Here is a 26,500-nt window from a genome sequence, read left to right as displayed (position 1 = left end):
TGGTTGCTGCTTGCGTTATATATGGCATCTGATTATTTGACATAGGATTATGTAACGCACATCAGGACTGACGCATGAGATTTTTGGATTCGAATCATATTCTTATCGTTGGGGTTGGGTATTTGGTCAATAACAACGCTTTGGCTAATTTGGTGCATATGACGTTATGATTTCCACCACTTGATAAAACGTCGCCAACCATAGGCAACGTTTAAATTGATATTTGAATAAAGAATGGTCTTTTCAATGTTTAATTTCTGACTTTCAAAGTCTGATTTTCCATGTTTCATGCTTAGTGGTTGTGACCAATATGATTATTACCCTCTGTTTGTTGTTCTGAGATATCGCAGACCAGCGCATCGCTATGTGCCTCAGTTTGCGGATGTGATGCGCTTTCTACCTGAATGGTCGCATGATGGATACCAAGCGTAAGCAAGCTTTGTTCTAAATTGGCAATCAATATGCTGGATTCATGAATACTCATTTCACCATCGACAACGGCGTGACAAGATAAGGCATTTAGACCACTGGTAATACTCCAAACATGCAAATCATGGACTTCTTGTACTTGCGGATGGGTAAGCAGTTTTTTTTCGACATCCACTAAGGATATACCTTCTGGTGTGCCTTCCATCAAAATATGTACGGAATCACGCACGACGCGATAACCACTAAATAATATCAGTATCGCGACAATCACCGAGGCCGCTGCATCCGCCCAAACCCAGCCGAAGCTCATCATCAAAAGCGCGGCAATAATAGCGGCAACCGAACCCATTAAGTCACTCAATACATGCAGGTAAGCACTTTGCATATTAAGGTTGACTGGAGCTTTACTCTCATTTTTTCCTTGAGTGTCTTCAAGACTGTCTTTATGACTACCAGCATGACTGTGTCCATGTGCATCTCCACCACGACTGCCTCGATGCATCAGCCAAGCGACCAAAATATTGACGAACATACCGATAGTAGCAACGATAAGCATGCCTTGGGTAGCAATTTCAGGCGGTGAATTGAAGCGCTTAATCGCCTCATAAAAAATCATTAGCGCAATAATGACTAGCGTCGCACCATTGACTGTTGCGACTAAAATCTCAAAGCGTTTATAACCAAACGTCTTTTGATGAGTGGCTGCTTTTTCTCCAATTTTAAATGCCATTAACGTCGCGCCAAGTGCGATTGCATCACTGAGCATGTGACCTGCATCAGATAATAGCGCCAAACTGCCAGTCAGCCACCCACCGATGGCTTCAATAAACATATAGCCTGTGATAATGATAAAGCTGAACAGCAAAGTACGCTGATAGCCCTTGGTATCTCGCGGTGCTATTGTTTGCTCTAAGTGTTCATCGTGATCGTGAGAGGCTTGATTGTCATGAGTGTAGTTGCTCTCATCATCTTTATGCAGATGGTTAGCCACATCAACAGTATCATTCTGATGAGAATGATTGCCTTGTTCAGCGTTTGATTTATTTTGACTCATAACAACACTCAGAATGACAGAAGAGGAAATTTGATTGCTTATAAGGCTGGGCTTGCTGTACGCGGACTAGCCAGATATAAAGAATTTAGCATATTTAATAAATGCTTGCTGTATCTAGGCAGTAAACCATTGGTTACTATTTAGAATAACGTTCTTGAGGGCGTATCCTCAGTTCAATCGATTATCCTCTAAATAGGGACACGGCCTAGTAGCGGACAGAATAATCTGAGTTAAAAAGTGATGGTTAGTAATTGGCGGCTACCAACCAACAGGGTCGATATCCAAAGTGAGTTTAAGGTACTTGGTACTTGGCAAGGTCAATACGGGCTGCCACCATTGATTTAATACATGGTGTAATTGTTGTCGATTTTTGCCTAAAAGTAGCAGTTGTACGTGGTAACGGCTATTCTTTTTGCTCATTGGTGCATCGATAGGCCCGAGTACGGCGAGATTATGTCCATTTGGTAGAATGGCAATGGCATCTTTAAGGGCTTGCGTCGTGGCAGCAAGGGTTTTGCCCTCACAGCGTATCAGGGCAGCATGACTGTGTGGCGGTAAACCCATCATTTTACGCTCTTGCAATAGCTCGCGAGCAAAAGACAAATAACCGTCTTTGACCAGTTTTAATAGTAATTCATTATCTGGTTGCAGCGTTTGAATGAGTACACGACCAGATTTATCACCGCGACCGGCACGTCCTGCGACCTGAATCATCAATTGCGCAGTATGTTCTGGCGAGCGAAAGTCGGCGGACAAGAAACCACGATCGGCGTTTGGCAAGCAGACAAGCGTAACATTGGGGAAATGATGACCTTTGGCGACCATCTGCGTGCCAACCAAGATGGCAGGATTGCCTTGATTGATACGCTGATAGATATTCTCCCAGCTGTCTTTACGCCTGGTGGTATCGCGATCGATTTGGATAATGGGGTAAAGCTCTTTGCTGGTTTGCGGATTGGCAAAAATCGCATGCAGGTTTTCGCTGAGCCTTGTCGTGCCCATCCCTTTGGCATCCAAATTTTGACTGCCACAATCAGGGCAAACTTTTGGAATATAAGCTTGCCAGTCGCAGTGGTGGCATTTTAAATAGGAGCTACTATAAGCGTTGTGTTGGGAATGGCTATTATAATGAACGGTTAAATGCGCGTCGCAGCGCGGACAATCTGCCTGCCAACCGCAAGCTTCGCATAGCAAAACTGGCGCATAGCCGCGACGGTTTAAAAATATTAATACTTGATCGCCCGCTTCTAGCGTTTGCCGTATCGCCCCAATAAGCGCATCGGTCAGCCCAGTATCATAGCGCGCACCGTCGTCCGTCGTTTGCTGATGAGTACTTTGCAGGCGCGCATCAATCAGCTGCATGGTTGCAAGCTTCGCATTACCGGGACGAGTTTGCAGTTGGCACTCCACCAGCTTACCGTCATCGACCAGTTTTAAATGCTCAAGAGATGGCGTCGCCGTACCGAGTACGACAGGGATATTGGCTTGTAGTCCACGATACAGCGCGACGTCAGCGGCATGATAGCGCAAGGTATCTTGCTGCTTATAAGAACCATCATGCGCTTCATCCACGACAATTAAGCCCAGATCTGCAAAAGGATATAGCACCGCTGAGCGCGTGCCAATAATGATTTGAGCATGACCGGTACGGCAGTCTTGCCAGCCGTGCAGGCGATGGGTATTATTCATGCTAGAATGTAGCAGGACAATATGAGCGGCAAAGCGACTGGCAAAACGCGCGCGCGTCTGCGGCGTCAATCCAATCTCAGGTACTAAAATCAATACCTGCTTGCCAGCTTCCAATACGGCTTGCATCGCTTGCAGATAGACTTCTGTCTTGCCACTACCAGTGATGCCATTTAATAAAAACCCCGTGTAGCGATTGGCTTCATGAGCCGCAATAATGGCGGTAACGGCGAGTTTTTGCTCGTCATTGAGATCAAGGGGCATTTTTGCTAATTTAACAGGCGCAGGTGATTGTTTGGTCTGAATATAGCGCTCGATTAAACCTTTGTCTTCGAGCGCCTTTAAAAAACTCCTTTCCATGCCCTCTAGCAATAAAACATCTTCACTCGCGCCACGCTCACCATGCAGCTTAAGCATATCGAATTGTTGTTTTTGTTTTTTGGCATTGGCACGAAAGTCATTGTCGCTTACATGTGGCAAAATTCGCCAATGGGTAATCAGTAAATCCAGCGGCTTACCTTGACGAACGAGAGTTGGCAGCATGACTGCTAAAACGTCACCAAGCGGGTAGTGGTAATAACGCGCTAGCCAATGTGCCAGCTTTAGCATACTGGTCTCTAAAATAGGTTCAGCATCCAAGCATTTATTGATAGGTTTTAGCTTATTAAGTGGCACGCTGCTATTTGCTTCTGGAATATGAGCGACGACGATACCGATTAAAGTTTGACGACCAAAGGATACTTCGACACGGCAGCCAATAGGGGGTAAAGAAGGGCTTGATAAGGTGTTTATATCTGCTGGTACGCTATAGTCAAATACCCGATAAAGGGGCACGGGTAGAGCAACTTGTACCAACATAAAATGCGTTCCCAGTTTCAGGTAGATGGTTTATTGGATAAACAGTCTTTAGGTAAATGGACTTTAGATAATCAGCTTTTGGATAACTGGGTTGTAATATTGATAAGAATAATAGCAGTAAGCCCAAATAGTGATATTTGGGCTTACTCTGGCATGCGTTTTTAGCAGTGGCTTTTTTGACGTAACGACTTGAGAATTAAGTACGTCTATGTATTAAGCCTTACCATTTAAATGATGATATGGCTTAAGTTACTTAATATATAAAATTGACTCAATCTCGACCACACCGCCTTTAGGTAACGCCGCTACTTGGACAGCTGCACGGGCAGGATATGGCTCGCTCAAATTGGCAACAAACACGTCGTTTAGTGCCGCAAAATCACTCAAATCAGTCAATGACACGTTAAATTTAACTACGTCATTTAAGCTGCCACCAGCCGCTTCACAGATGGCTTTGATGTTTTCGAACACTTGCTCAGCCTGTGCTTTAAAACCTTCTTTTAATTCCATGGTATCAGGGTCAAAACCCAATTGTCCTGAAATATAGACGGTGTTACCGACTTTGACGGCTTGTGAATAAGTACCAACGGCAGCAGGTGCTTTATCAGTTTGAATGGTTTGACGAGTCATATTATATATCCTTTTTATCTTTTTCTGGTTTGGTAGGTAAGGGCGCATTATTCATCATTTACATTTCATTTTTCACCGTGCAAATGATGACACGCTCTACGTTTATTTGCTAAAAATCAAAAAACACAGTTTATCATTATTTCAGGTCTTTCTAAAATTTTCTAAATCCATTATTCAATGTTCTATTGAGTGAGTGTTGGTGGCAATGTATCACGTGCACTACACCTTATTACCAGCACTACAGCTGATACAGCCTGATGATATTTGGAAAACCTAGCAAGGAGCGTAGCTCGCGAATGCCTTGTGCTAGATGATTGCGACTGCGAACGATGATATGGATGATGGTGTCACTACTGCGCACGTCTACTTTTTCTACCCCTATATTTAGTTGGCGTAAATGATAGATGACTTCAGTAATCTGTTCGTCGCTGAGGGCAATAGATAGTTTTAAATAGGCTGGAAAGCGAATCTTTCCGGTATTTTTTATGTCATGTTCGCCAGCGTCACCTTGTTTTACAGCCTTGTCATTACGCCAGCGCAGTTGTATAACCTGATAAGGATTGTCTTTACGAATATCGTCAAGTGAAAAGCACTTGTGTCGATGAACAACCAGACCGTGACGGGACAAATGACCGACGATAGGATCACCATAAATAGGATGACAACAATTGGCAAAATCAAGCTCAACCCCAGACGCATTGACTATCAGCTGCTGTGGTTGGGTCATATCATCGCTGTGTTCTTGTGCTTGTAAATCATTGACTTCATCGCTAAACAAGCGAGTTACCACCAGCTGTGGTAGTAACGTACCAGAGCTTATTTGCTCAAATAGTTCGGATTTTTCGGTCAAGCCACGCCATTCAGTGAGATTTTTCCAATCACTATCAGTTAAGTCATCGAGACTTTTTTGATAGGTTTTTAGCGCCCGATCTAAGGCTTGTTGACCATGGTGTTGCTTATCAGCAGGAGACAAGTCTTTAAACCAACGCAAAATCTCTTCACGCGCTTTATTGGTCACGACAAATCCCAGCCATTCTGCTTTTGGTTCTGAGTGGCTATTGACTTCTATTTCAACCAGCTGCCCATTCTTAACGACTGTGCCAAGTTTGGCTTTTTTACCATCGATATTGGCGCCAACGGCTACATTGCCGACCATCGGTCCGACAGCGTAAGCAAAGTCTAGCGCGGTTGCGCCTTGTGGTAGCTCATAAGCGCGACCCTTTGGACTATAGCAGATGATTTTACTGGAGTGTAGGTAATCCATCAGCTCATTAATGGTAGAGACTGCCGCTGAAAAGTCTGGGCTATTTTCATCTAAGCTGTCTTCATCGACTAAGTCTTTCATATTGCGTAATGACGCTTGGATAACCGATTGGCTAACGTCTGAGGCATGCTCTGCACCGATGACACCAAGCCGCGCTGCGCTTTGCATTTGCTTGGTCAAAATCGTCACTTTGACGACATCGTTATCGCGCTCATAGATAAGCGTGAGTGATTGATTGCCACCCGGTAGCGGACGACGAATATTATCAGCGATATGAGAGTCATCAATCTGGTATTTTTTAATTAAGTAATAGGCCAATTTGTCACAGGCTTCGACATTATCGAGGACAATCTCAAAGGCATAATGACGGAGTAGAGCATTGATTTCACCGCGATTGCGAAAAAACTGACGGTAGATGACCACGCGATTGTCTAAAACTTTGACCAGACCATTCAACCCCAAATTATTGAGGACAATACTCAAGTAGCGATGGATGGCCTCTCTTTGAAAGTTACGCCCAAGCCCGTGCTGTAGTAGCTTGTCAGAAAGTTTGTTGTACATGTCAGAATCAAGGTTACGGTAACAGAGCACCTCAATATAATCGGCAATATCATTAAGCCCCATCAGCCGTGCAAACGGTACATAAAAATCCAACGTTTCTTGTGCTGTAGTGCGTTGTTTTTCCGGGCGTACCGCATCTAGTGTCGACATATTATGTAAGCGGTCAGCAAGCTTAATAATCAATACGCGTGGGTCAGCAAGGGTGGCTGTCAAAATTTTATGAAAGGTGGCTGCTTTATTTTGCTGTTTATTATGTGAGGACGACTTTAGCTTAGTCACACCGTCGACCAGTCTCGCCACTATTTTGCCATAGCGCTGCTCAATCTGCTCATCGCTAACCTCGGTGTCTTCGACCGTATCATGCAAAATCGCTGCAATAATCGTATCTCGATCCAAACGAAAACCTGCCAGTATCTCGGCCACCGCAATCGGGTGGGTGATATAAGGCTCTCCTGATTTACGCTTATCTTTGATGTGCGCAATATCACCGAACTCACAGGCATCAATAATATCACGGCGTTCAGCAGCAGTGAGGTAACCTACTGAGCGCAGTAAATTATATTGAGCCTCATCGACTAAATGATGGCTGAGTTTGGGTAAGGTTTGACTCATAAAGTAACGATCCTATTTTCCATTACCTGTTTGCCTGACTGTCTATCGGGTAAATGGTGACTGAATGAATGCTGGAATACTATAAATATAAAAAATCTCGAGAAAAAAGATAAAAATAGGTAGACCATCCTCTAATTAATCGTAAATCGCATTCAATGTCAACTGCTAAGCGAACAGGTGCTATAAAAATTTAGAAATTCTAACTCAATGGTAGTTTTTCAGGTATAAATGGTGACTAAAACAATCAAAGCAATATCACAGCAACAAGCTATTACAACCAAAAAACCACAGCCTATGCTGTGGTCTCTCGTCAATATGTCATCACTGTGTAGATTTGTCTTATAAGGCAGTGGTTAGCTTTATAGGCTTCATACGACAAACCTTCAATGCTGTATCTTAATAATACAGTGTCTTAAAAACCATGATCGCCTGACAGTGCCAAATCTAATGAACTGGTGGCAAAGTTGTGCTCTGGCTGATTTAGGATATCGCGAGTGATTTTACCAGCAGCGATTTCACGCAATGCCAATACCGTAGGCTTGTCATTATCCACATCAACCAATGGTTCAGCGATACCTTTAGCCAATTGACGTGCACGTTTGCTTGCCACTAAAATCAGTTCAAAGCGATTATCAACATTATCCAAACAATCTTCAATCGTCACTCGTGCCATATGTAGCTACCTCGGTTGTTTTTATTAGTCACGGAGCTTGCCCGCCACTCAATAAAAATAATATCAAAATATAAAGGGGGATAGCGAGACATTATAGCATTTTTTGCCCAGCCGCGTAGTTGCTTTTTGCGTGTCTATTAACGTATCTATTAATAAGCGCTCATTGACTGAGTTAACAGTCGCATCTCGTTCTTGCTTTACTCTTCTACTTTATTGCTAAGTAAATTGCTGATGGTGCGATGATACCGCTGCTGTTGACGCTTAAGCGTCTGCCTGTCTGCCACGATAATGGCTTTTAGCTCAGTCAAAGCGACCTCAAAATTGTCATTAATAATCACAAAATCAAAATGGACATATTGCGCCATCTCAGTCACTGCGCCAGCCAGACGTTGCTCTATTACCTCCATAGTATCTTGCCCACGCGTCGATAAGCGCTGACGTAAAGTGGCAATACTTGGCGGTAAAATAAAAATCATAATGGCGTCAGTAAAGATTTTTTTGACTTGTAGTGCGCCCTGCCAATCAATCTCTAAAATAACATCGACGCCTGCTTCTAACTGCGTCCGCACACTTTGCTCCGAGGTACCATAGTAATTACCAAAGACCTCAGCATGTTCTAAAAACTTGTTTTCACCGATGGCAGTCACAAAGTTTTCGACGTCGGTAAAATGATAATGGTGACCATCAATCTCGCCGGGACGTGGCGTGCGCGTGGTGTGTGATACGCTGACGGTTAAGTCATTAGTCGTGGCAAGTAGCTGCTTTACCAGTGAGGTTTTGCCCGTACCTGAGGCGGCGGTAATAATAAATAATGAACCTGTCATACAATGTGTCCTAATGGAGTGTGTGCTAGTCAAATCTGTGCGAGTAAAAGAGCCAAAGCTTTTTTAGTAAACAATTCAAAACTGGTAAAAAGAAAAATCGCCATCATTTATGGCGATAGACATTGTCATCGATGCACTATTATAAACTGCTTTTGTGGTTTTTATTTTAATTAAAGCCGCCTTTGACCAGTCGTTATCATCGAAGCGGTGTAAAGATGGTATAGGGCGACTTAGTATAAATCACATTTTTGGTGCATTAAGTGCAGTTAACGCTGCCACTATGGATAAATACTTTGAACGTATGAATATGTGTGTGCTTCTAGTTAAAACAGCCTCTAGTACCTTGCTATTTTCAAAGGCAATAAAAGTAAATTATGCTAAAGTAGCGTAATGAATTCATCCCAATTTTTGAATTAAAGCTTTTGACAGTAATGTTGTGTATTTAAGCTTTAATAATAAATTATCTAATGATAGGCCCTCTTATGCAAATTTATCTTGCCAATCCACGTGGATTTTGTGCTGGTGTGGATCGCGCGATTGCGATTGTGAACGAAGCATTGACACGTTTTGAACCGCCCATTTATGTCCGTCACGAGGTGGTGCATAATAAATTTGTCGTCTCTGATTTGGCCAATCGCGGTGCAGTCTTTGTGGAAGAACTTCATGAAGTGCCAGATGGCTCTATCGTTATTTTTTCTGCTCATGGTGTATCAAAAGCTGTCGAAGATGAGGCTGAACGCCGCGATTTGACCGTATTTGATGCCACTTGTCCGCTGGTCACTAAGGTACATATCGAAGTCGCTAAATTTGCGCAAGAGGGTATGGATGCGGTATTGATTGGGCACGCTGGACATCCCGAAGTGGAAGGCACGATGGGGCGCTTTAACCGTCGCCACGGCGGTCACATTCATTTGGTTGAAAACGAAGCCGATGTGGCAGCATTGAGCGTACAAAATGCCGAACGTTTGGCATTTGTTACCCAAACGACCTTATCTATGGATGACACAGCGCGCGTCATCGATGCACTGCGTGAAAAATTCCCTAGTATCCAAGGTCCGCGCAAAGACGATATCTGTTATGCCACGCAAAACCGCCAAGATGCGGTAAAAGACTTAGCCAGTCGCTGTGAGGTGGTCTTGGTGGTTGGCTCGCCCAATTCATCCAATTCTAATCGTCTGCGTGAGCTGGCTGAGCGGATGAATTGCCGTGCGTATTTAATCGACAATGCCAGTGAGATGGATAAAAGCTGGTTGGATGGTGTGCAGAGTATCGGCGTCACCGCTGGCGCATCAGCACCCGAAGTACTGATTCAAGAAGTGCTACAGCAGCTGCAAGATTGGGGTGGCGATTTACCGAGTGAGCTATCAGGCATCGAAGAAAATGTCACTTTCAGTCTGCCTAAAGCCTTGCGTATCCCAGTCACCCAAGTGGGTAAATAGATAAGGCTCTGTACAAGACATCTAATAGGTAACGTATAGTAGGTAACGCAAAATGAAAAAGCAAAAAAAAGGATTTGTATTGGCAGAAGCCACTCTCGCTGAGGTTAACAAACAATTGAAAGTGAATTTGTTTGTCATCGTGGTGGTGGGATTCGTGTTAGGCAGTAATATTCTGCATTTTATGCGAGAAAAGAATGTTTTTTATGGCGTATTAATTGCCGCGATGGTCGTTGCATTATTTTTTGTCATTAAGAGTCGACAGGTTCTTAAATTAAAACAACAAGAGCTTATCAAATAAATCATAGGACAGTCATGTCAGCTTATTATAATTTTATCAAACGCGAACAGCGAGAAGACGGCGTCAACGTCGCACATTATCAGCCAACCAAACATGCCCAAGGGGCTTGGAATGAGCATGAACAGCATATGGCGCCAGCGACAGGATTGCTCACGGCTGAGCTAAACGGTTATGCGCCGCAAGAAAACATGCGTATCGCTCGTATCAGCCTAGATATCTTAGGATTGATTCCACTGGATGACTTTACCATTACCACGCGTTGTATTCGTCCGGGCAAGACCATTGAGCTGATTGAAGCAGTCATGAGCAGTCGAGGTCGTGATGCGATTATTGCGCGGGCATGGCGTCTAATGACCCAAGATACCAGCGAGATTGCAGGCATTGAAGACCAAAAAGCGGTACATAAGCCCGAAGAGTTGCCCATTTGGGAAGACATGAAAGGCTGGCCGGGCGGGTTTATTGAAAGTGTGCGCTTGGTCGCTGATGATACGCAGCGTCGCCCAGGACGCGGTATGGTCTGGATTACTAATGATGTGGATATGATCGAGGGCAAGCCAACTGATGACTTGGTGCATCTATTGGGCATGGTCGACACGGCCAATGGCGTTGTGCCGCGCCTTGGGCTTGGCTTGTCAGAATTAGAATGGATGTTTCCCAATACGGATTTGCAAATTCATATGCACCGCGCGCCGCAAGGTCGCTGGCTTGGCATCGAAGCGGTGCAGCAGTATGGCAATGATGGCATTGGCTTAACGAGCGCCGTGTTACATGACATCAATGGCCCTTTTGGTCGTAGTGAGCAAATTTTGACCATTCGTCCGATGCCGAGTTAATGGCTCTGTGGTATTTAATTAAGCTCTATTTAATATGGTCAATTCGCTTTAAAAAAGTGATAGCAAGGCTGATAGAGAGTAGTTGCACTGTTAATATTTATCGTTGTTAATAACAATCATCCTAAGGAATAAAGTATTTGGATGAGTAGAAAACAAGTTAAGTGGTTCTGAAAAACAAAACGAAATAATGTAATTAATTAATTATACAAATCAATGGTAATGGGTTGTAATAGTATCTAACCACAGAACATGACTGTCATTAGACATTACTATGAAAAAAACAAACCGTTTTTCGAACAAGCTGACAACTATTCTGGAACTATTAATAGAAGCGTATTCAGAATAGGTTTTGTACTTTAATCCATTTGCTATTCACAGGAGTATGACTATGAGCAACGACATAAACAACGATATGAGCGATAAAAAATGTCCTTACGCACCGACCCAATTGACCATGGGCAATGGCGCACCAGTGGCAGACAATCAAAACAGCATGACGGCAGGCAAACGCGGCCCATTATTGGCGCAAGATGTTTGGCTCAATGAAAAGTTAGGAAATTTCGTCCGTGAAGTGATTCCAGAGCGCCGTATGCACGCCAAAGGCTCTGGCGCATTTGGTACTTTTACCGTGACCAATGATATTACTAAATATACCCGTGCGGATATTTTTAGCGAAGTGGGTAAACAGACTGAGATGTTTGCGCGCTTTAGTACCGTCGCAGGTGAGCGCGGCGCAGCTGATGCCGAGCGTGACATTCGCGGCTTTGCTTTGAAATTCTACACCGAAGAAGGTAACTGGGATATGGTGGGAAATAATACACCTGTGTTCTTTTTACGTGATCCGCGCAAATTCCCAGACCTAAACAAAGCCGTCAAACGTGATCCACGTACCAATATGCGTTCGGCGACCAACAACTGGGACTTTTGGACTTTATTACCTGAAGCCTTACATCAAGTTACCATCGTTATGAGTGATCGCGGTCTGCCAGCCTCGTACAGAAATATGCATGGTTTTGGCTCGCACACATATAGTTTTTGGAACGAAGCCAAAGAACGTTTTTGGGTAAAATTCCATTTCCGTACGCAACAAGGCATCAAGAACTTGACCGATGCAGAAGCGGCAGAAGTCGTTAGTATGGATCGTGAAAGTCATCAAAAAGACTTGTACGATGCCATCGAAAATGGCGATTTCCCAAAATGGAAAATGTATGTGCAAATCATGCCAGAAGCTGAGGCGGATACCGTTCCTTATCATCCGTTTGACTTGACCAAGGTATGGCCAAAAGGGGATTATCCGCTGATTGAAGTGGGTGAGTTTGAATTAAATAAAAACTCTGACAACTACTTTGTTGATGTGGAACAAGCTGCATTTGCCCCAAGTAATTTGGTACCGGGTATCAGCGTTTCACCAGATAAAATGCTACAAAACCGCTTGGTTAACTATGCTGATGCTCAGCGTTATCGTGTCGGTGTCAATCATCAACAGATTCCGGTAAATAAGCCGCGTTGCCCTGTGATGAGCAATCATCGTGATGGTCAAGGCCGTGTCGATGATAACTATGGCAGTCGCCCGCATTATGAACCAAACAGCTTTAGCCAGTGGCAAGAGCAGCCTGATTATGCTGAGCCACCATTAAAAATTGACGGCTATGCGGCGCATTATGACTTCCGTGAAGACGATAGCGATTATTTTAGCCAACCTCGTGCATTGTTTAATTTGATGAGTGCTGAGCAACAACAAGTGCTATTTGAAAACACAGCGAATAACATGGCTGGTGTGCCGGACTTTATTCAGTATCGCCACATTCGCAACTGTAACTGGTGTGATGCTGCTTATGGCGCAGGCGTTGCCAAAGCGCTAGGCTTAACGGTTGAAGATGCGATGAATGCTCGTGAGTCAGATCCAGCGCTGCATTTGCCTAGCTGCTTATAGTTGATAGGTCTATCTAAAAACGTATTACTAAATCTATTTGCTAAACCTATTATCGATATAACGACACCGCCTTAGGAAACTAGGGCGGTGTTTTTGTTGAATTGTACTTTTTAGCTTGAAATTTTCTGCTGCGCCCCTATTAGTATAAACAGCTTAGCGATATTCGAAATTGACCTGCTTAATTTGTACCTGAGTAAAGACAGTTGAATGCTTGCTATTTTATGATACGTTTTTGACATAAATTAAAGGAGTTTTTTATGAGTGAACAGACCCCAGCAGACAATAAAAATGTTGATGACATTGTTGATGATATTAATGTTAATAAAGACACTGCTAATGACAGTGCCGCTAATGAAAGCACCCCTGAATTAAAAAAACATACCTTTGAGGCGGAAGTGGCGCAACTGCTGCATCTAGTCACCCATTCGCTTTACTCTAATTCGGATATCTTTGTGCGTGAGCTGGTTTCAAACGCCTCTGATGCTTGTGATAAATTGCGCTTTGAAGCGACCAATGATGACAGCCTTTATGAAGACGATGGTGAGCTGCGCATTCGCATTGCGGTCGACGAAGACGCCAAAACCATCACCTTTACCGATAATGGTATTGGCATGAATGAAGCCGATGCCATCGAAAACTTGGGTACGATTGCCAAGTCCGGTACCAAAGCATTTTTAAACAAGCTGTCTGAATCACAAAAGCAAGATGGTCAATTAATCGGACAGTTTGGGGTTGGCTTCTATTCAGGTTTTATCGTTGCTGACACGATCAGCGTCGAATCACGCAAAGCGGGCGAACCTGCGGATAAGGGCGTGCGCTGGGTATCAGATGGTACGGGTAGCTTTACGGTTGAACCTATCACGAAAGAAACTCGTGGCACCGCCATTACTTTGCATTTAAAAGAGCAATATAGTGAGGGCGAAGACAGCTATTTAGACCGTGGCAAAATTAAGCAGTTGGTTAATAAATACTCAGACCATATCAGCTTGCCGATTCAGATGCGTAAAGAAGTTTGGCAAGAAGATGTCAAAGAAGATGAGAACGACGACGCACCTGCTGGTGGCGAGATGGTATTGACCGATGAATGGGAAACTATCAATAAAGCCAGCGCGCTATGGACACGTACGGCATCTGAGATTGAAGATGAAGAGTATATTGATTTTTATAAAAATATCACCTATGACATGGACGCGCCACTAGCATGGACGCATAACCGTGTCGAAGGTCGCGTTCAGTATACTCAGCTGCTATATATTCCTAAAAAAGCCCCTGTAGATTTGTATACTCGTGACCAGCAGCATGGTCTAAAGCTTTATGTTAAGCGCGTCTTTATTATGGACGAGGCAGAGCAGCTGTTGCCAATGTACCTGCGTTTCGTCAAAGGGGTCATTGATTCAGCAGACTTGCCATTGAACGTGAGCCGCGAGCTATTACAAGAGTCGCGTGATGTGAAGTCTATTCGTGATGGTAACGCCCGTCGCATTTTGACTTTGCTAGCCAGTCTTGCCAACAGTGAAGACAGTGATAAGCAAGAAAAATTCGCGCAGTTCTACGCTGAATTTGGTGATGTCATCAAAGAAGGCGTTGGCGAAGACATGGGCAATCAAGAACGTATTGCCAAATTGCTGCGTTATGCAACCAGTACTCAGGATAGTGTGACCACCAGCTTTGAAGACTATAAAGCGCGTATGAAAGAGGGTCAAAAAGCTATCTATTATCTAACGGCTGATAATCTAGCGGCTGCTAAAAATAGCCCACAATTAGAGCTGTTTAAAAAGAAAGGTATCGAAGTTATTTTGATGACCAGCCGTGTTGATGAGTGGGCGATGAATTTCTTGACCTCATTTGATGAGACACCGCTACAAAATATCGCGAAAGGTGCCGTTGATTTGGGCGATTTGCAAGACGAAGCTGAAAAGGCGGAAGCAGAAAAAGCGCAAGAAACCATGAAGCCAGTCGTTGATAAACTTAAAGCAGCGTTAGGCGAACGTGCCAAAGATGTGAAAGTATCGACGCGTTTGGTTGATAGTCCTGCCTGCTTGGTCGTTGGAGAAGGCGAGCTATCACCACAAATGATTCAGATGCTTAAACAAATGGGTCAAGATGTGCCAGAAAGCAAGCCGACGTTAGAGGTCAACCCTGATCATCCATTGATTAAAAAATTAGAGACTAGCGAGCAATCTGACGTCGATTTTGATAAATTGGCGCAAGTAATTTTTGACCAAGCATTGTTAGCAGATGGCGGTCAGTTAGATGATCCAGCCGCTTATCTAAAACGTGTGAATGAGCTTTTGATGAGATAGTAGTGAGTCTTTGATACAGTCATTATTGAGAAAAAAGGAGGTCTTGGATTCAAGATCTCCTTTTTTATATATTCTTAGCCAAATTTAAGCGAATTTTACAAATCAGCCTTATCCTCTTGACCGACAATCCGTTACAATCGCGTTATATTAGCGAGCTAAACTGTTTAGTCATATTTTTAGTCTTTGCTATTCGTCTCTTAAAATCATCTCATTGTGAATTGCATGTAATCTTGATGTCCATATGCTATATAAAAAATGTGAATTAATGACATTTCGTAGGTAGCTGCCACACCAAAAATCATCATCAACTCACTTTCTTTTCTCGACTGGCTAGAGGTCTAAGTCTTTGTCACTTGCGTCGTTAAAAACCGTATCGCTTCAGCGTTTTTCACTCAATTTCGCTGCCAATATTATTGCAACCTTGTGGATGCTAGTAGGGTCGACGCGCGCGTTTTCTTGGGTAAAACCTACCTTTATCCAGTTTGCCGTATTTGCACTATTGGCACTCGGTAGTAATGTACTGTTTTCTTGGTTAGCCGCGGAAAATGGCAGTATCTTTAATGAGCAAGGGTTGGTCAGCTACTTGATTTGGCCGATGATAATTTTATTGGGCGGCATCATTTTGGCACGGCGTTCTAGCAATCAAACGTTGGTGTTTGTGCCCGTGGTATTGTGGTTAGTGGCTGATACCTTATCTGCACTACTACAAAGTTTGGTGCAGTTTTTGGGCAGTTATGGTTGGTTGCCAGATTGGAGCTATTCACTTTTACCCATACTGTTTTTGGTGCTGTTTTTATGGCAGACGCTCGCGTTATTATGGATTTTTTCTCGTCGTCTACGTATACCGTGGTGGGAGCGGGTCATTGTATTGGTAGGTGCAGTCGCACTGTTGACGATTTGGCAGCGTAATGTCGCGGACCAGCCTATATTTAAGCAGATTCCTGTAGAGCCTGTTTTAGCAGAAGCGGCATTATATGAGCAGCCTCGTTTGTTACAGCAAGCATTAAGTAGCATCGATCCTAGCAATTCGGGCAAGACCGACTGGTATTTTATGGGTGTGGCAGGATTCTCTGGTCAAGACGTTTTTCGCTCTGAGATTAATAAAGTGCGTGAGCTATTCGATGTGCGTTTTGGCACTAGTGGACATTCACTCTCGTTGATCAACAATACTTATAGTTGGCTTGATGAGCCAATCGCTACCAAAACCAGTATTCTGCGCGGATTAAAGAAAATTGGTCAGCAGATGAATGCCGATGAGGATGTGTTATTCCTAACCTTGTCTTCACACGGCAACGAAAATATCATTCAATTAGCAAATCCACCATTAGCAATGGAGAATCTAGACGCCGCATGGTTACGGGAGGCGCTAGACGCTTCAGGTATTCGCTGGCGGGTGATTGTGGTATCTGCTTGCTATTCAGGCTCATTTATCGATGAATTGGCCTCTCCAACCACGGTGGTGATTACCGCATCAGCGGTGGATAAGGCATCGTTTGGCTGTACCAATACTGCTGAGATGACCTATTTTGGGCAAGCGTTTTTTTCTGAAAGCCTGCGTAGCAATACCAGTTTTGAATCTGCCTTTAAAGATGCCCGTTTGCGTGTGAATGAGCGTGAAAGTGCGATGGGTTTTGAACCCTCAGAGCCGCAGATGGTGATTGGTAGTCTGATGGAGACTGCTTTGCCAGCATTCGAACAAGTATTGTTTGATAAAACTCGACCACCAGTCGCCAGCATTATTAATGATAGTGATTCTATCGCCATTAATATCGTAGAGGATAGTGCTTCTGGTCAGCCAGTGGCTAATACTGCGATCACTGCCAATTAACAACTAACAGTAAATCCAAAACCCGCAACCCAAAAATCACGATGAGCCGTATTAAGCTCGTTCAGTCTAGAATCTGTAATACTGACACTCGCTTTCCTTACTACTTTAATTCTTGTGAATGGTATAATGATTGAGTACTAAGTGAGTTTGGAGAAGTACTAGTATTACTTTACCAATGCTTTTTATAAGTCATCGTGTACTTTACTTTGGATAAAAAGGATGTCGCTTATGAACAACTCTTATAAACACAGTTTATCTACCAACTCAAAAATCACGCAGATCAGCGTCAACCGCTGTTTCGATGGTGAGCAGCATTACTATAGGCATCAATCATCATCGACCAAAACGCCGATGACCTTTAGCATTTATCTGCCAGATGAAGCGCTTGCTGGTCGCCGTTGTCCTGCGATTCTATATTTATCAGGTCTCACTTGCGATGCTGATAATGTCACCCACAAAGCGCACTTTCAGCAAAAATGCAGCGAGCTTGGCATGATACTTATCGCGCCTGATACATCACCTCGAAGTAGTGATGACAGCGATGTGCCAAACGACGACCGCTATTTTGTCGGTCAGGGTGCCAGCTATTATGTCGATGCGACGCAAGCACCTTGGTCAGAGCATTTTAATATGCAAAGCTATATTGTTGATGAGTTATATGACTTGTTACGCTCAGAGTTTCCTATTGACAGTATCGGCGTGACAGGGCATTCGATGGGCGGTCACGGAGCATTACTATTGGGCTTTAAGTTTCCAGGCAAGTTTGTGAGTGTCTCAGCTTTATCGCCTGTGTGCGCGGCCAGTGAGTCAGCATGGGGGCAAGCCGCTTATACAGAATACTTCGGCGATGATAAGTCACGATGGGCGCAGGCAGATGCTGCGCAGATGATTGAAAAATCAGGGCAGCAGTATGCAAGTATCTTGGTGGATCAAGGCGCGGCTGATAATTTTTTAGCAGAGGGTCAACTGCAAACCACCAAATTGCAACATGCTTGTAACAAAGCCAATCAGCCCTTAACCTTGCGTTATCAGGCGGGTCACGATCATAGCTACTATTTTATTCAAACGGTGATTAACGATCATATCGAACATCATTGGCGTATGGCACAGCTTGGCTAATCCATAATATTACCGTGTTTTTCGTTATACTGCTTAAGATTAAAAGGGTATTTTTATGGCAAGTTGTCAAGATTTAATCGCAGCTAAATCACGTGAGCAGTCAGAGCCTGACTATCAGTTATACGTTACTAGTTCCCAGTCGGCATTAGCAATGATGCAAGCTGATATGGATTCCGCGATAAAGAATAAGCAGCACAATAATACTCATGCGAGCGCAAATGGCGAGCAATCAAACGCTGATAAATCCGATGAGCTTATCGCAACCGTAGTCAATGAATCGGGTGATAAAGTGCTAGATGAGGCGCAAATTTCACGAGTGATAGAAATGGCGTGGGAGGACAGAACACCGTTTGCGGCGATAGAGCATAGCTATGGTCTCAATGAAGCAGGCGTGATTAAGCTGATGCGCCAAACGCTAAAGCCGTCATCTTTTCGCTTATGGCGTCAGCGTGTCAGTAATCGCGCTACCAAACATCAAGCTAAGCGAGGCTTCGATGTCGGTCGTGCTTATTGCAAAACCCAGTATAAGCAGCGCTAGTAGTTTGAGTTCTTAATATTATTGCTTTAAAGGCAAAGTTTTTTTAAGCCAGTCCTTAGTTTCTTTTTATTTTATTCGTATTTTATTTCAACAGAATCAGGTAGCTCAACTATGATTATTCCTTCTAAACCTTATCTTATCGCCCCATCAATACTCTCAGCTGATTTTGCACGTCTAGGTGAAGAAGTTGAAAGGGTGTTGGAATCAGGTGCTGATGTGATTCATTTTGATGTAATGGACAACCATTATGTACCCAATCTCACCTTTGGCAGTATGATTTGTAAGGCGCTGCGTGATTATGGGATTGATGCACCAATCGATGTGCATTTGATGGTCTCACCAGTTGACGGCATGATTGAGCAGTTTTTGGAAGCAGGTGCGAGTGTTATCACTTTTCATCCAGAAGCCAGTGGGCATATTGATCGCTCTTTACAGCTGATCAAAGATGGCGGTGCTGAATGTGGTTTAGTATTGAATCCCGCAACGCCATTACATTATTTAGACTATGTGATGGACAAGGTAGATCAAATTTTATTGATGAGCGTCAACCCAGGTTTTGGCGGTCAGTCATTTATTGAAGGGACGCTAGAAAAAGTGCGCCAAGTTCGTCAGCGCATCATCACCAGTGGTCGTGATATCAGATTAGAAGTAGATGGCGGTATCAAAGCCAGTAATATTCGAGCCATTGCCGAAGCGGGTGCGGATATGTTTGTGGCAGGGTCGGCGATCTTTAACCAAGATGACTATAAAGTGGCTATTGATGCTATGCGTGCTGAGCTGGCTTTGGCTAATGGTAACGAATAACCACGGTCTTATGTGACTGGTAAATACGTTCGTCAGTCATTTTCGTCATAAAAGAATAGTAGCAAAAAGTGCTGTATAACGGATAACGATGCATAATGGCAAGTTACGTAAAGGTGAAATATGGACACAAAAAACTCAATCAATTCGTCAGAATCACCTGAGTCAGAGCAAAGCACTGAGCAGCCAATTCAGAATGAGACACAGCAACGCAGCTTGGTGCCAAAGGGTATTACTATTGGCTTGGCTGTATTTGCCTTGGTTCTAAGTCTGGCGGGTTATGGCTTTCGGCTAATGGTGGGTGATGATACTGGTGAAGTATTACGTCATGCTGCGGTCATTGTGCCTGCATTTATGCTGGGCATTCCCCTGTTTTTTTGGCTAGGTTCGAAGATACTTAACAAAGTTAAAGGCATGCATATAGAGAGCTGGAATGCCATTAGCTTGGGTTATTTAACCTCTTGTATATCGATGCTTTGGTTAATGGGTACTTACAGTTAGAGTCTTATGAGCAGAGATAAAGCTGTTTAGTAAATAGTGCACTGCAATATTTATGATAGGCTGTTTTTATACAATTTTTAATTATTAAGTCACGCGCTGCAAGCGTGACTGGAATTTTACATGAGAATCATACCGACCAAGATTGCCAATATCATCTATCCAAAAGACCTACCCAATGGCTTATTCACGAGCTTAATTATCGCCTGTTTGCTGCTAGGGCTGGCATCATTACGTAACGGTACTGATTTACAAGGCTGGCTCGATGTCATCGAAAACTGGCTGCTTATGCTGTTGATATTTCCGACCGCCACCGCCACTGTAGCCTTACCGTTTAAATATCGAGATCCGACATTAGAGTTAAAGCTTATGTACTATCTCGGTATGTTTGTTGCCTTCTTATTTACTGTGGCAAAATTACGCTACTGGCGCTAATACTATCAGTGATAGCACACCCAAAAAGCCTTTATGTAGAAGACTTATGTGACAAGCCTTGAATTTCAAGACCAAAGCGTCCATTGTATGACTAAGATAGTTTTACCCGTATTACTGTAAAACAATAATGTTGCGACGCGTGATTTTTCTTGCAAGTATTAGACGGGACAATGAGGAAGCAATTCATGCCATACGATATCGATAATGATATAGAAGTAGATAACGAAAGTACGGATCAATTTGCAGGATTTGCCAAAGAGACTACCCTTGAGTTGGTAGAGGCAGAAGATGGTCGCTTATTGTTACGTGACGCGGAACAAGACGAAGCGCCGCTGATGACCATTGATTTTTCTGAAAAGCTGAAAGAGCTGCTCGGTAGTGACACCCAAGCAATAGGTCAGCATATGATTCATGCCGCGATTCAGGTGATTATGCAAAAGCAGATGAGCCAATGGCATGCGCATGTTTATGACAAAGAGCCGACGCACTATAGTTAGTGATGAGATGAGTTGCTGTTAGGATGGCCAGTAGTCGTTAATTAAAATAATAATCATGAAAAGTAGTAAGCATAAAAAAGGGTATATCAATTGATATACCCTTTTTCTCAAATAACTTATTTATAGAAAGTATATATGAAAATATATTCTATAAATTATAGCAATTATTTGATTTTAGCTTCTTTAAACATCACGTGCTGGCGAATTTTTGGATCGAATTTCTTCATTTCCATTTTGCCAGGCATAGTGCGTTTGTTTTTAGTAGTGGTGTAGTAATACCCAGTACCAGCTGTTGATACTAATTTAATTTTATCTCTCATGATAGCTTTCCTGTAAATGAGGGGTCTTCAAACGATAGGTACGGATCTAAAATATTAAGTAGCTACATAAGATGCAGCAGAAAAGCAGCTTAAATGACGAAAATTATCGAGATATTAAGCTGCCAGTCTTAACTTATACTTTTTGACCTTGTGCGCGCATATCTGCTAACACTTTATCGATACCAAGTTTGTCAATAGTGCGCATACCTTTGGTAGACACACGTAGACGTACAAAACGATTTTCAGACTCTACCCAAAAACGATGGTTATGAAGGTTTGGTAGAAAGCGACGACGGGTTTTGTTGTTTGCGTGCGAAACATTATTACCCACCATAGGGCGCTTTCCAGTCACTTGGCAAACTCGAGACATGGCGAACTCCTAATCTATGAGGTATGAGTTTTTCTCATACCAGTCTGGGCAAGTTGCACGTTTTTGCGGCATGGACACAGCAAGCGGCAGCTTTGCACCAAACAAAACTATATGAATGTTGAGTTGATATTGCTGTTATCTAAAGGCAAATAACAAGCTTACCAATTCAGAAAATTTTAAAGCCGACATTTATACCATAAAAGTGATGAATACTCAAATATTTTTATGATTATTGTCGATCTAAAGGATGGCTATTATACCCTGAAATTCACTGGCTATGTTGTTGATTATTTAATAGTAAAAATTAATTTTTAGTTGTAAGTTATGACAAAAGTCAGTAAAGTTGCTGTTATATATTTAATACAATCTGTTAATACAACGGGTGTTAATGTAAATCTATGTATCATTACCAATCTATTATGATTCTGTGTAATGATTTTCGCTTATTTGCTCGAATAAATTACTGCTGACGCGGAGTCCAAAACATGTCATATAGCTCATTACCTTTTACCTCTAAATTATTTCAGCTTACGGCGTTATCAATATCACTAACTCTAGCTGGATGTGGTGGTGGTGACGGTGATACTGTAGATTCTGTTGCACCTGCACCTGATTTGGGTGTAGAGCAGCCGGGTACGGGTACGGGTGATGGTGGTATAGGCAATGGTGATATTGGAAATGTGCTGAAGATCAGCCCTATGTCACTATTAGACGCTAATGGTAATCTAACTCGTACTCTTTCAATGTCAGGCGCAACTGCAAAAGCAACTGTTACCGATGCTCAAGGGAATGGAGTTAGTGGAGCTTTAGTTACCTTCAATGGTGAAGGCGTTAAGTTTGGAACAACTAACGGCGCAGTATTGACTAATGCTGAAGGAGTTGCAACAACTTCTGTAGTGCCATTATCCCCTAATGACACTGGTAGCTATAGTTTATCTGCCACAGCTAAATATGAGGATATGACTGATACTACTGCTGAATATAACTACTCTTTACAAGCTGTTGATATTAGTTTAATTAATTTAAAAACAGGGGAAACAGTTTTAGAGTCAGGTGCATCAACCGTAGTTACTTTACAGACAAAAGATATTAGTACTGGCAAATTTCAGAATGATGTTACTGTAAATTTTTCAGCCACCTGTGGTTCATTTGATCCTGCCAGTGTTGTTTCCTCAAATCAGGGCAATGTTACTGCAACTTATAAGGCAATAGATAGTAATGGTAATTTATGTGAAGATAAACAAACCATTACTGCAGTAACAGCGAATAATACATCTTCTTCTCAAAGTGTTGAAGTTAATATTAAAGCTATAAAGGCTAGTAATATTATATACACCACCAGCGAATCAGTGGTACTAGGTGCAAAAGATAGTGGTTCTTCATCTTCTGGTCAGATTGAATTTACAGTGTACTCTAACGGTGTGCCAGCAGCTAACCAAGAAGTAATACTTGATTTGATTAAATCGCCAGTCGATTTTAATTTTATTTCACTAGGTAATAGAGATTCCGATACCTTATACAGCGACTCATCAGGAAAGGTTACTGTAAACCTATATCCAGGTAACATTCCTGGACCAGTAGAGATTCAAGCCACACTAAAAGCAGATGAGACTATCTCTGCTTCCGCTAAGAATATAGCCGTTGCTACAGGTAGACCTACGCAGAAAGGCATTACTCTAGCACTTGAAAAAAATGTTCTAGCTGATAACGCTATTGATACTTCAGGTGTTTCAGTTTATTTGACTGATCGTCAAGGCAACTTTGTTCCCGATGGTACAGTGGTTAGTTTTGTGGCTGAGGGTGGTACAATTACTCCAAATTGCGCAACAGTTGGAGGAAATTGTTCTGTAACATTTACTTCGCAGAATCCGAGACCTGCAAATGGTCGAGTTAGTGTAATTGCATACGTAGAAGGTGATAAAGCGTATTCAGATTTGAATGGGGATAACGTTTATACGGCAGGCATAGATAGTCTGTTAGATAATATTGGTAATTTCTTTCGTGATGACAATGAGGATCTGAAATATAATCCCGGTGAATTTGTTTACAAAAGAGGAGCGCTCCCACAGGATGCTAAACAAGCCTCTTGTGCTGCAAGTACTCTATCTCAACCTAACCTACCAAATTTTGTACTTGAAAATATGAGTACTCCGACTGTATGTGATAATGCATTGGCAACAGTATTACGTAAACAAATTATCATGGGTTTCGCTAATGATACGCCGACCTTCTACAATTATAAAATAATACCAGGTGCTGTATCTTTTGAGATGTATGGTAATAACGTCAGAACTGTATCTATGCCATCTGGAACAGCTTTAAGTCTTACGGCTAAGGATAATACAGAGAATGATGTTAGTTGTGAGCCAGAAATTAGCAGTGGTAATATAACAGTACCTAAACTTGTAAATCTAAATCGGGTAGATGGTACTACAAATCAAAACTTCTTTGAAGGTAGTAACGATATTCTATACACAGTGTCAACTTCTGGCTGCGCAAGTGGTGACAGTATTAAGTTATCAGTTACGACACCAGCGCCAACTTCAAAAACAACCACAGTACAAATTTTTTAAAAGTTAGTTTATATATTTTATAATGTAAGCCCCCAACCACGCGTTGGGGGTTTTTGTATTTATAATCTCAATAACGAAATACAACCAACTCAATCAGCAAAGTTAGGTAAAAGCGATTAGAATAGTCGGTTTCCTATGCTAATGACCGTATTGAAAGTCAGTAGCAAGTTTCATTTTTTGATTGGGCGCACTATGTCAGACACTGTAACGATTACTTCAGCAAAAAACTCATCTCATAAACTATCTAATAACCTGCCTAACAAGACGACAATCGATACTGCCACGCTATTGATTAAATGCCGTGACCAAGCCGGTATCGTGCAAGCGGTATCTGAGTTTATTCATCGCTATGGCGCTAATATTATCACTCTCGATCAGTATTCAACTGCTCATGAGGGTGGTCAATATTTTATGCGTTTAGAGTTTGCTTTGGCAGGATTGAGCGAGATCATTGAGAATTTTGAAGCCAGTTTTGCGCATACGGTAGCCAAGCGCCATAACATGGCTTGGCGTTTACATGATAATGCGATTAAGACGAAAGTTGGTATTTTAGTATCAAAGTTTGATCATGCATTGTTGGATTTATTATGGCGGCATCAGCGAGGTTTACTTGATTGCGAGATTACCTCTGTCGTCAGTAATCACGAAGACTTACGCCAATCGGTAGAGAACTTCGGTATTACTTTCCATCATGTGCCAGTGACCAAAGACAATAAATCAGAGGCAGAAGAGCAAATTCATGAGTTGATGGAAGGTAATGATTTGCTAGTGTTGGCGCGTTATATGCAGATATTGTCGTCAGATTTTGTCAAGCGTTGGCCGATGCAAGTTATTAATATTCACCATTCATTTTTGCCTGCATTTGTGGGGGCTGACCCTTATCGTCAGGCTTATGATAAAGGTGTGAAACTCATCGGCGCTACCGCGCATTACGTCACCGCTGAGCTTGATCAAGGCCCTATCATTGAGCAAGATGTACACCGAGTCACTCACCGTCAAGGTGTGACCGAGCTGCGCGCTATTGGTCGTGATATCGAGCGCAATGTCTTAGCACGCGCCGTGAACTGGCATGTACAAAACCGCGTGATTGTAGCGGGTAATAAAACCGTGGTTTTTAATTAGCCTTTAATTAGAGCGATTTCAAATTGAGAAGTGCTCGTTAACAGAAGGTTAAAAAAGCCGTGAGTATTATTCATTAATACTCACGGCTTTTTTCTGGACCTATTGCTATTGCAGCGCTGATTTTATATCAGCATCTCTAACACAAACTTGCTGCCCACAAAGCCAATGGCTAATAGGATAAAAGCATAGATAGTCATATTGGCGGCACGTTTGCCCCGCCATCCAGCACGCCAATTACCGACTAGTAGCGCCCCAAACAATAACCAAGACAGCAGGCTAAATACGGTCTTATGCACAATATGCTGCGCCATCAAATCCTCTACATAGATAAAGCCAATGCCCAATGCGATACTTAGTAGGACAAAACCGACCAATAGCATATCGAATAATAGACTCTCCATACTTTGTAGTGACGGTAGTTTATTCACCCAAAAACGATGAATAGAGTGGTGCTTGAGTTCGCGTATTTGTAGGCGCAAAAATAGCGCTTGCACCGCTGCCATCAGCAGCACACAATAGGCGGCAAGTGACAGTAATATATGAGCTTCAAGCCCAATACTGATATTTGTAATAGGTTGATAAGGCGCACGGCCAATATAGCCAATTGTCAACCCTACCAATGCTGTTGGCGCTGCCAGTATGCCCAGACTAACAATGGGGCGATACAAGCAAAATAAAAAATAGAAGAACAAAAAGAACAAGCTGATTAGGCTGATGATATTAAAAAGATTAAAGTTTAGCCCGTAAAGTGTCACAACATAAGGATAAAGTAGCGCCGCATGCGCGAGCATGCCGACCATCAATAATCCCAAACTGATTCCTTTATGGATAGGCTTATCCCGAGTCAGCGCCCAACTAAGGTAAGCGCTGACTAAGATATAGGCTAGGCTAGCAAGTAAGAATGCAAAGTGCACAGATAGAATGCCTCATCTCATACTGAGCGTAAAATAGCCGCTCAATTTAATGCTAAAGTGGTATTATCGGAATGATTAGAATAATCGT

General features: G+C 42.7%; 23 protein-coding genes. 14 read left to right on the top strand and 9 right to left on the bottom strand.

Annotation, left to right across the window (positions count from 1 at the left end; genetic code table 11):
* Window positions 1-292 precede the first annotated feature (292 nt).
* From ACP7AE_RS02160 to gmk, 6 genes are all read right to left on the bottom strand, one after another.
* Complete coding sequence (locus tag ACP7AE_RS02160) at window positions 293-1,483, bottom strand: cation diffusion facilitator family transporter (protein WP_426241197.1); 1,191 nt, start codon at window positions 1,481-1,483, stop codon at window positions 293-295.
* Window positions 1,484-1,741: 258 nt separating this feature from the next.
* Complete coding sequence (locus tag ACP7AE_RS02155; protein ID WP_426241196.1) at window positions 1,742-4,027, bottom strand: primosomal protein N'; 2,286 nt, start codon at window positions 4,025-4,027, stop codon at window positions 1,742-1,744.
* Between the two features lie 249 nt (window positions 4,028-4,276).
* Window positions 4,277-4,657 (bottom strand): RidA family protein, encoded by a 381-nt coding sequence (locus ACP7AE_RS02150; protein WP_426241195.1) that lies wholly within the window; start codon window positions 4,655-4,657, stop codon window positions 4,277-4,279.
* 238 nt (window positions 4,658-4,895) lie between these two features.
* A complete protein-coding gene (locus ACP7AE_RS02145) occupies window positions 4,896-7,094 on the bottom strand; it encodes a RelA/SpoT family protein (RefSeq protein WP_045444214.1) in 2,199 nt (732 codons plus the stop codon).
* A 412-nt stretch (window positions 7,095-7,506) separates the two neighbouring features.
* Window positions 7,507-7,767 carry a DNA-directed RNA polymerase subunit omega gene (gene rpoZ, locus ACP7AE_RS02140; protein WP_045444217.1) on the bottom strand — a complete coding sequence of 87 codons (261 nt, stop codon included), beginning with the start codon at window positions 7,765-7,767 and terminating at the stop codon, window positions 7,507-7,509.
* Window positions 7,768-7,964: 197 nt separating this feature from the next.
* Window positions 7,965-8,591 carry a guanylate kinase gene (gmk, locus tag ACP7AE_RS02135; RefSeq protein ID WP_045454143.1) on the bottom strand — a complete coding sequence of 209 codons (627 nt, stop codon included), beginning with the start codon at window positions 8,589-8,591 and terminating at the stop codon, window positions 7,965-7,967.
* Between the two features lie 482 nt (window positions 8,592-9,073).
* Between gmk and ispH the strand changes: the two genes are divergently transcribed.
* The 12 genes from ispH (at window position 9,074) to ACP7AE_RS02075 (ending at window position 21,113) form a co-directional block, all read left to right on the top strand.
* Window positions 9,074-10,030 (top strand): 4-hydroxy-3-methylbut-2-enyl diphosphate reductase, encoded by a 957-nt coding sequence (gene ispH, locus ACP7AE_RS02130; protein ID WP_045444223.1) that lies wholly within the window; start codon window positions 9,074-9,076, stop codon window positions 10,028-10,030.
* Window positions 10,031-10,082: 52 nt separating this feature from the next.
* On the top strand, window positions 10,083-10,328 hold the full coding sequence (locus tag ACP7AE_RS02125; RefSeq protein ID WP_087815097.1) for a hypothetical protein: 246 nt from the start codon (window positions 10,083-10,085) through the stop codon (window positions 10,326-10,328).
* Window positions 10,329-10,342: 14 nt separating this feature from the next.
* On the top strand, window positions 10,343-11,161 hold the full coding sequence (locus ACP7AE_RS02120; RefSeq protein ID WP_426241194.1) for a thioesterase family protein: 819 nt from the start codon (window positions 10,343-10,345) through the stop codon (window positions 11,159-11,161).
* A gap of 412 nt (window positions 11,162-11,573) precedes the next feature.
* Window positions 11,574-13,094 (top strand): catalase, encoded by a 1,521-nt coding sequence (locus ACP7AE_RS02115; RefSeq protein WP_426241358.1) that lies wholly within the window; start codon window positions 11,574-11,576, stop codon window positions 13,092-13,094.
* A gap of 257 nt (window positions 13,095-13,351) precedes the next feature.
* Window positions 13,352-15,397 carry a molecular chaperone HtpG gene (htpG, locus tag ACP7AE_RS02110; protein ID WP_426241193.1) on the top strand — a complete coding sequence of 682 codons (2,046 nt, stop codon included), beginning with the start codon at window positions 13,352-13,354 and terminating at the stop codon, window positions 15,395-15,397.
* A 346-nt stretch (window positions 15,398-15,743) separates the two neighbouring features.
* Window positions 15,744-17,225: a C13 family peptidase gene (locus ACP7AE_RS02105; protein WP_426241192.1), complete on the top strand. Its 1,482-nt coding sequence runs from the start codon at window positions 15,744-15,746 to the stop codon at window positions 17,223-17,225.
* Window positions 17,226-17,453: 228 nt separating this feature from the next.
* On the top strand, window positions 17,454-18,344 hold the full coding sequence (gene fghA / locus ACP7AE_RS02100) for an S-formylglutathione hydrolase (protein ID WP_426241191.1): 891 nt from the start codon (window positions 17,454-17,456) through the stop codon (window positions 18,342-18,344).
* Window positions 18,345-18,600: 256 nt separating this feature from the next.
* Entirely contained in the window at window positions 18,601-18,882 is a 282-nt protein-coding gene (locus tag ACP7AE_RS02095) for a TIGR03643 family protein (protein WP_426241356.1), read from the top strand.
* Between the two features lie 111 nt (window positions 18,883-18,993).
* A complete protein-coding gene (rpe, locus tag ACP7AE_RS02090; protein WP_055124691.1) occupies window positions 18,994-19,686 on the top strand; it encodes a ribulose-phosphate 3-epimerase in 693 nt (230 codons plus the stop codon).
* 120 nt (window positions 19,687-19,806) lie between these two features.
* On the top strand, window positions 19,807-20,184 hold the full coding sequence (locus ACP7AE_RS02085) for a hypothetical protein (protein WP_227676610.1): 378 nt from the start codon (window positions 19,807-19,809) through the stop codon (window positions 20,182-20,184).
* A 120-nt stretch (window positions 20,185-20,304) separates the two neighbouring features.
* Window positions 20,305-20,616, top strand: coding sequence for a hypothetical protein (locus ACP7AE_RS02080; protein ID WP_426241190.1), 312 nt, complete (start codon window positions 20,305-20,307; stop codon window positions 20,614-20,616).
* A gap of 185 nt (window positions 20,617-20,801) precedes the next feature.
* Window positions 20,802-21,113 carry a hypothetical protein gene (locus ACP7AE_RS02075; protein ID WP_045444246.1) on the top strand — a complete coding sequence of 104 codons (312 nt, stop codon included), beginning with the start codon at window positions 20,802-20,804 and terminating at the stop codon, window positions 21,111-21,113.
* A 164-nt stretch (window positions 21,114-21,277) separates the two neighbouring features.
* Here ACP7AE_RS02075 and rpmG read toward each other — a convergent pair whose 3' ends face one another.
* Both rpmG and rpmB read right to left on the bottom strand, forming a co-directional pair.
* Complete coding sequence (gene rpmG / locus ACP7AE_RS02070; RefSeq protein ID WP_045444249.1) at window positions 21,278-21,433, bottom strand: 50S ribosomal protein L33; 156 nt, start codon at window positions 21,431-21,433, stop codon at window positions 21,278-21,280.
* A 133-nt stretch (window positions 21,434-21,566) separates the two neighbouring features.
* Window positions 21,567-21,803, bottom strand: a complete 237-nt coding sequence (rpmB, locus tag ACP7AE_RS02065) for a 50S ribosomal protein L28 (protein WP_010201401.1) — start codon at window positions 21,801-21,803, stop codon at window positions 21,567-21,569.
* 485 nt (window positions 21,804-22,288) lie between these two features.
* Here rpmB and ACP7AE_RS02060 point away from each other — a divergent pair, with 485 nt between their 5' ends.
* Window positions 22,289-24,376, top strand: coding sequence for a hypothetical protein (locus tag ACP7AE_RS02060; RefSeq protein ID WP_201540460.1), 2,088 nt, complete (start codon window positions 22,289-22,291; stop codon window positions 24,374-24,376).
* 192 nt (window positions 24,377-24,568) lie between these two features.
* The gene (gene purU, locus ACP7AE_RS02055) at window positions 24,569-25,498 is read left to right on the top strand and encodes a formyltetrahydrofolate deformylase (RefSeq protein ID WP_227676607.1); all 930 of its coding nucleotides are present in this window, start codon (window positions 24,569-24,571) and stop codon (window positions 25,496-25,498) included.
* A gap of 122 nt (window positions 25,499-25,620) precedes the next feature.
* Here the strand turns inward: purU and ACP7AE_RS02050 are convergent, their stop codons facing one another.
* Entirely contained in the window at window positions 25,621-26,412 is a 792-nt protein-coding gene (locus ACP7AE_RS02050) for a cytochrome C assembly family protein (protein ID WP_055124689.1), read from the bottom strand.
* Between the last annotated feature and the right edge of the window lie 88 nt (window positions 26,413-26,500).

This window comes from Psychrobacter sp. TWP2-1-2 (genome assembly GCF_049896785.1).
Taxonomy (GTDB): domain Bacteria; phylum Pseudomonadota; class Gammaproteobacteria; order Pseudomonadales; family Moraxellaceae; genus Psychrobacter.
The sequence above is the reverse complement of the archived record's forward strand: the minus strand, read 5'-3'. Positions and strand labels throughout refer to the sequence as shown.

Bases quoted from the DNA above. Each gene is read 5' to 3' on its own strand.
- rpe (WP_055124691.1), top strand. From the start codon at position 18,994: ATGATTATTCCTTCTAAACCTTATCTTATCGCCCCATCAATACTCTCA.
- rpmB (WP_010201401.1), bottom strand. From the start codon at position 21,803: ATGTCTCGAGTTTGCCAAGTGACTGGAAAGCGCCCTATGGTGGGTAAT.
- ACP7AE_RS02125 (WP_087815097.1), top strand. From the start codon at position 10,083: ATGAAAAAGCAAAAAAAAGGATTTGTATTGGCAGAAGCCACTCTCGCT.
- ACP7AE_RS02120 (WP_426241194.1), top strand. From the start codon at position 10,343: ATGTCAGCTTATTATAATTTTATCAAACGCGAACAGCGAGAAGACGGC.
- purU (WP_227676607.1), top strand. From the start codon at position 24,569: ATGTCAGACACTGTAACGATTACTTCAGCAAAAAACTCATCTCATAAA.
- ACP7AE_RS02085 (WP_227676610.1), top strand. From the start codon at position 19,807: ATGGACACAAAAAACTCAATCAATTCGTCAGAATCACCTGAGTCAGAG.
- ACP7AE_RS02145 (WP_045444214.1), bottom strand. From the start codon at position 7,094: ATGAGTCAAACCTTACCCAAACTCAGCCATCATTTAGTCGATGAGGCT.
- ACP7AE_RS02075 (WP_045444246.1), top strand. From the start codon at position 20,802: ATGCCATACGATATCGATAATGATATAGAAGTAGATAACGAAAGTACG.
- ispH (WP_045444223.1), top strand. From the start codon at position 9,074: ATGCAAATTTATCTTGCCAATCCACGTGGATTTTGTGCTGGTGTGGAT.
- rpmG (WP_045444249.1), bottom strand. From the start codon at position 21,433: ATGAGAGATAAAATTAAATTAGTATCAACAGCTGGTACTGGGTATTAC.
- ACP7AE_RS02115 (WP_426241358.1), top strand. From the start codon at position 11,574: ATGAGCGATAAAAAATGTCCTTACGCACCGACCCAATTGACCATGGGC.
- ACP7AE_RS02150 (WP_426241195.1), bottom strand. From the start codon at position 4,657: ATGACTCGTCAAACCATTCAAACTGATAAAGCACCTGCTGCCGTTGGT.
- ACP7AE_RS02060 (WP_201540460.1), top strand. From the start codon at position 22,289: ATGTCATATAGCTCATTACCTTTTACCTCTAAATTATTTCAGCTTACG.
- ACP7AE_RS02080 (WP_426241190.1), top strand. From the start codon at position 20,305: ATGAGAATCATACCGACCAAGATTGCCAATATCATCTATCCAAAAGAC.
- gmk (WP_045454143.1), bottom strand. From the start codon at position 8,591: ATGACAGGTTCATTATTTATTATTACCGCCGCCTCAGGTACGGGCAAA.
- ACP7AE_RS02155 (WP_426241196.1), bottom strand. From the start codon at position 4,027: ATGTTGGTACAAGTTGCTCTACCCGTGCCCCTTTATCGGGTATTTGAC.
- rpoZ (WP_045444217.1), bottom strand. From the start codon at position 7,767: ATGGCACGAGTGACGATTGAAGATTGTTTGGATAATGTTGATAATCGC.
- ACP7AE_RS02160 (WP_426241197.1), bottom strand. From the start codon at position 1,483: ATGAGTCAAAATAAATCAAACGCTGAACAAGGCAATCATTCTCATCAG.
- htpG (WP_426241193.1), top strand. From the start codon at position 13,352: ATGAGTGAACAGACCCCAGCAGACAATAAAAATGTTGATGACATTGTT.
- fghA (WP_426241191.1), top strand. From the start codon at position 17,454: ATGAACAACTCTTATAAACACAGTTTATCTACCAACTCAAAAATCACG.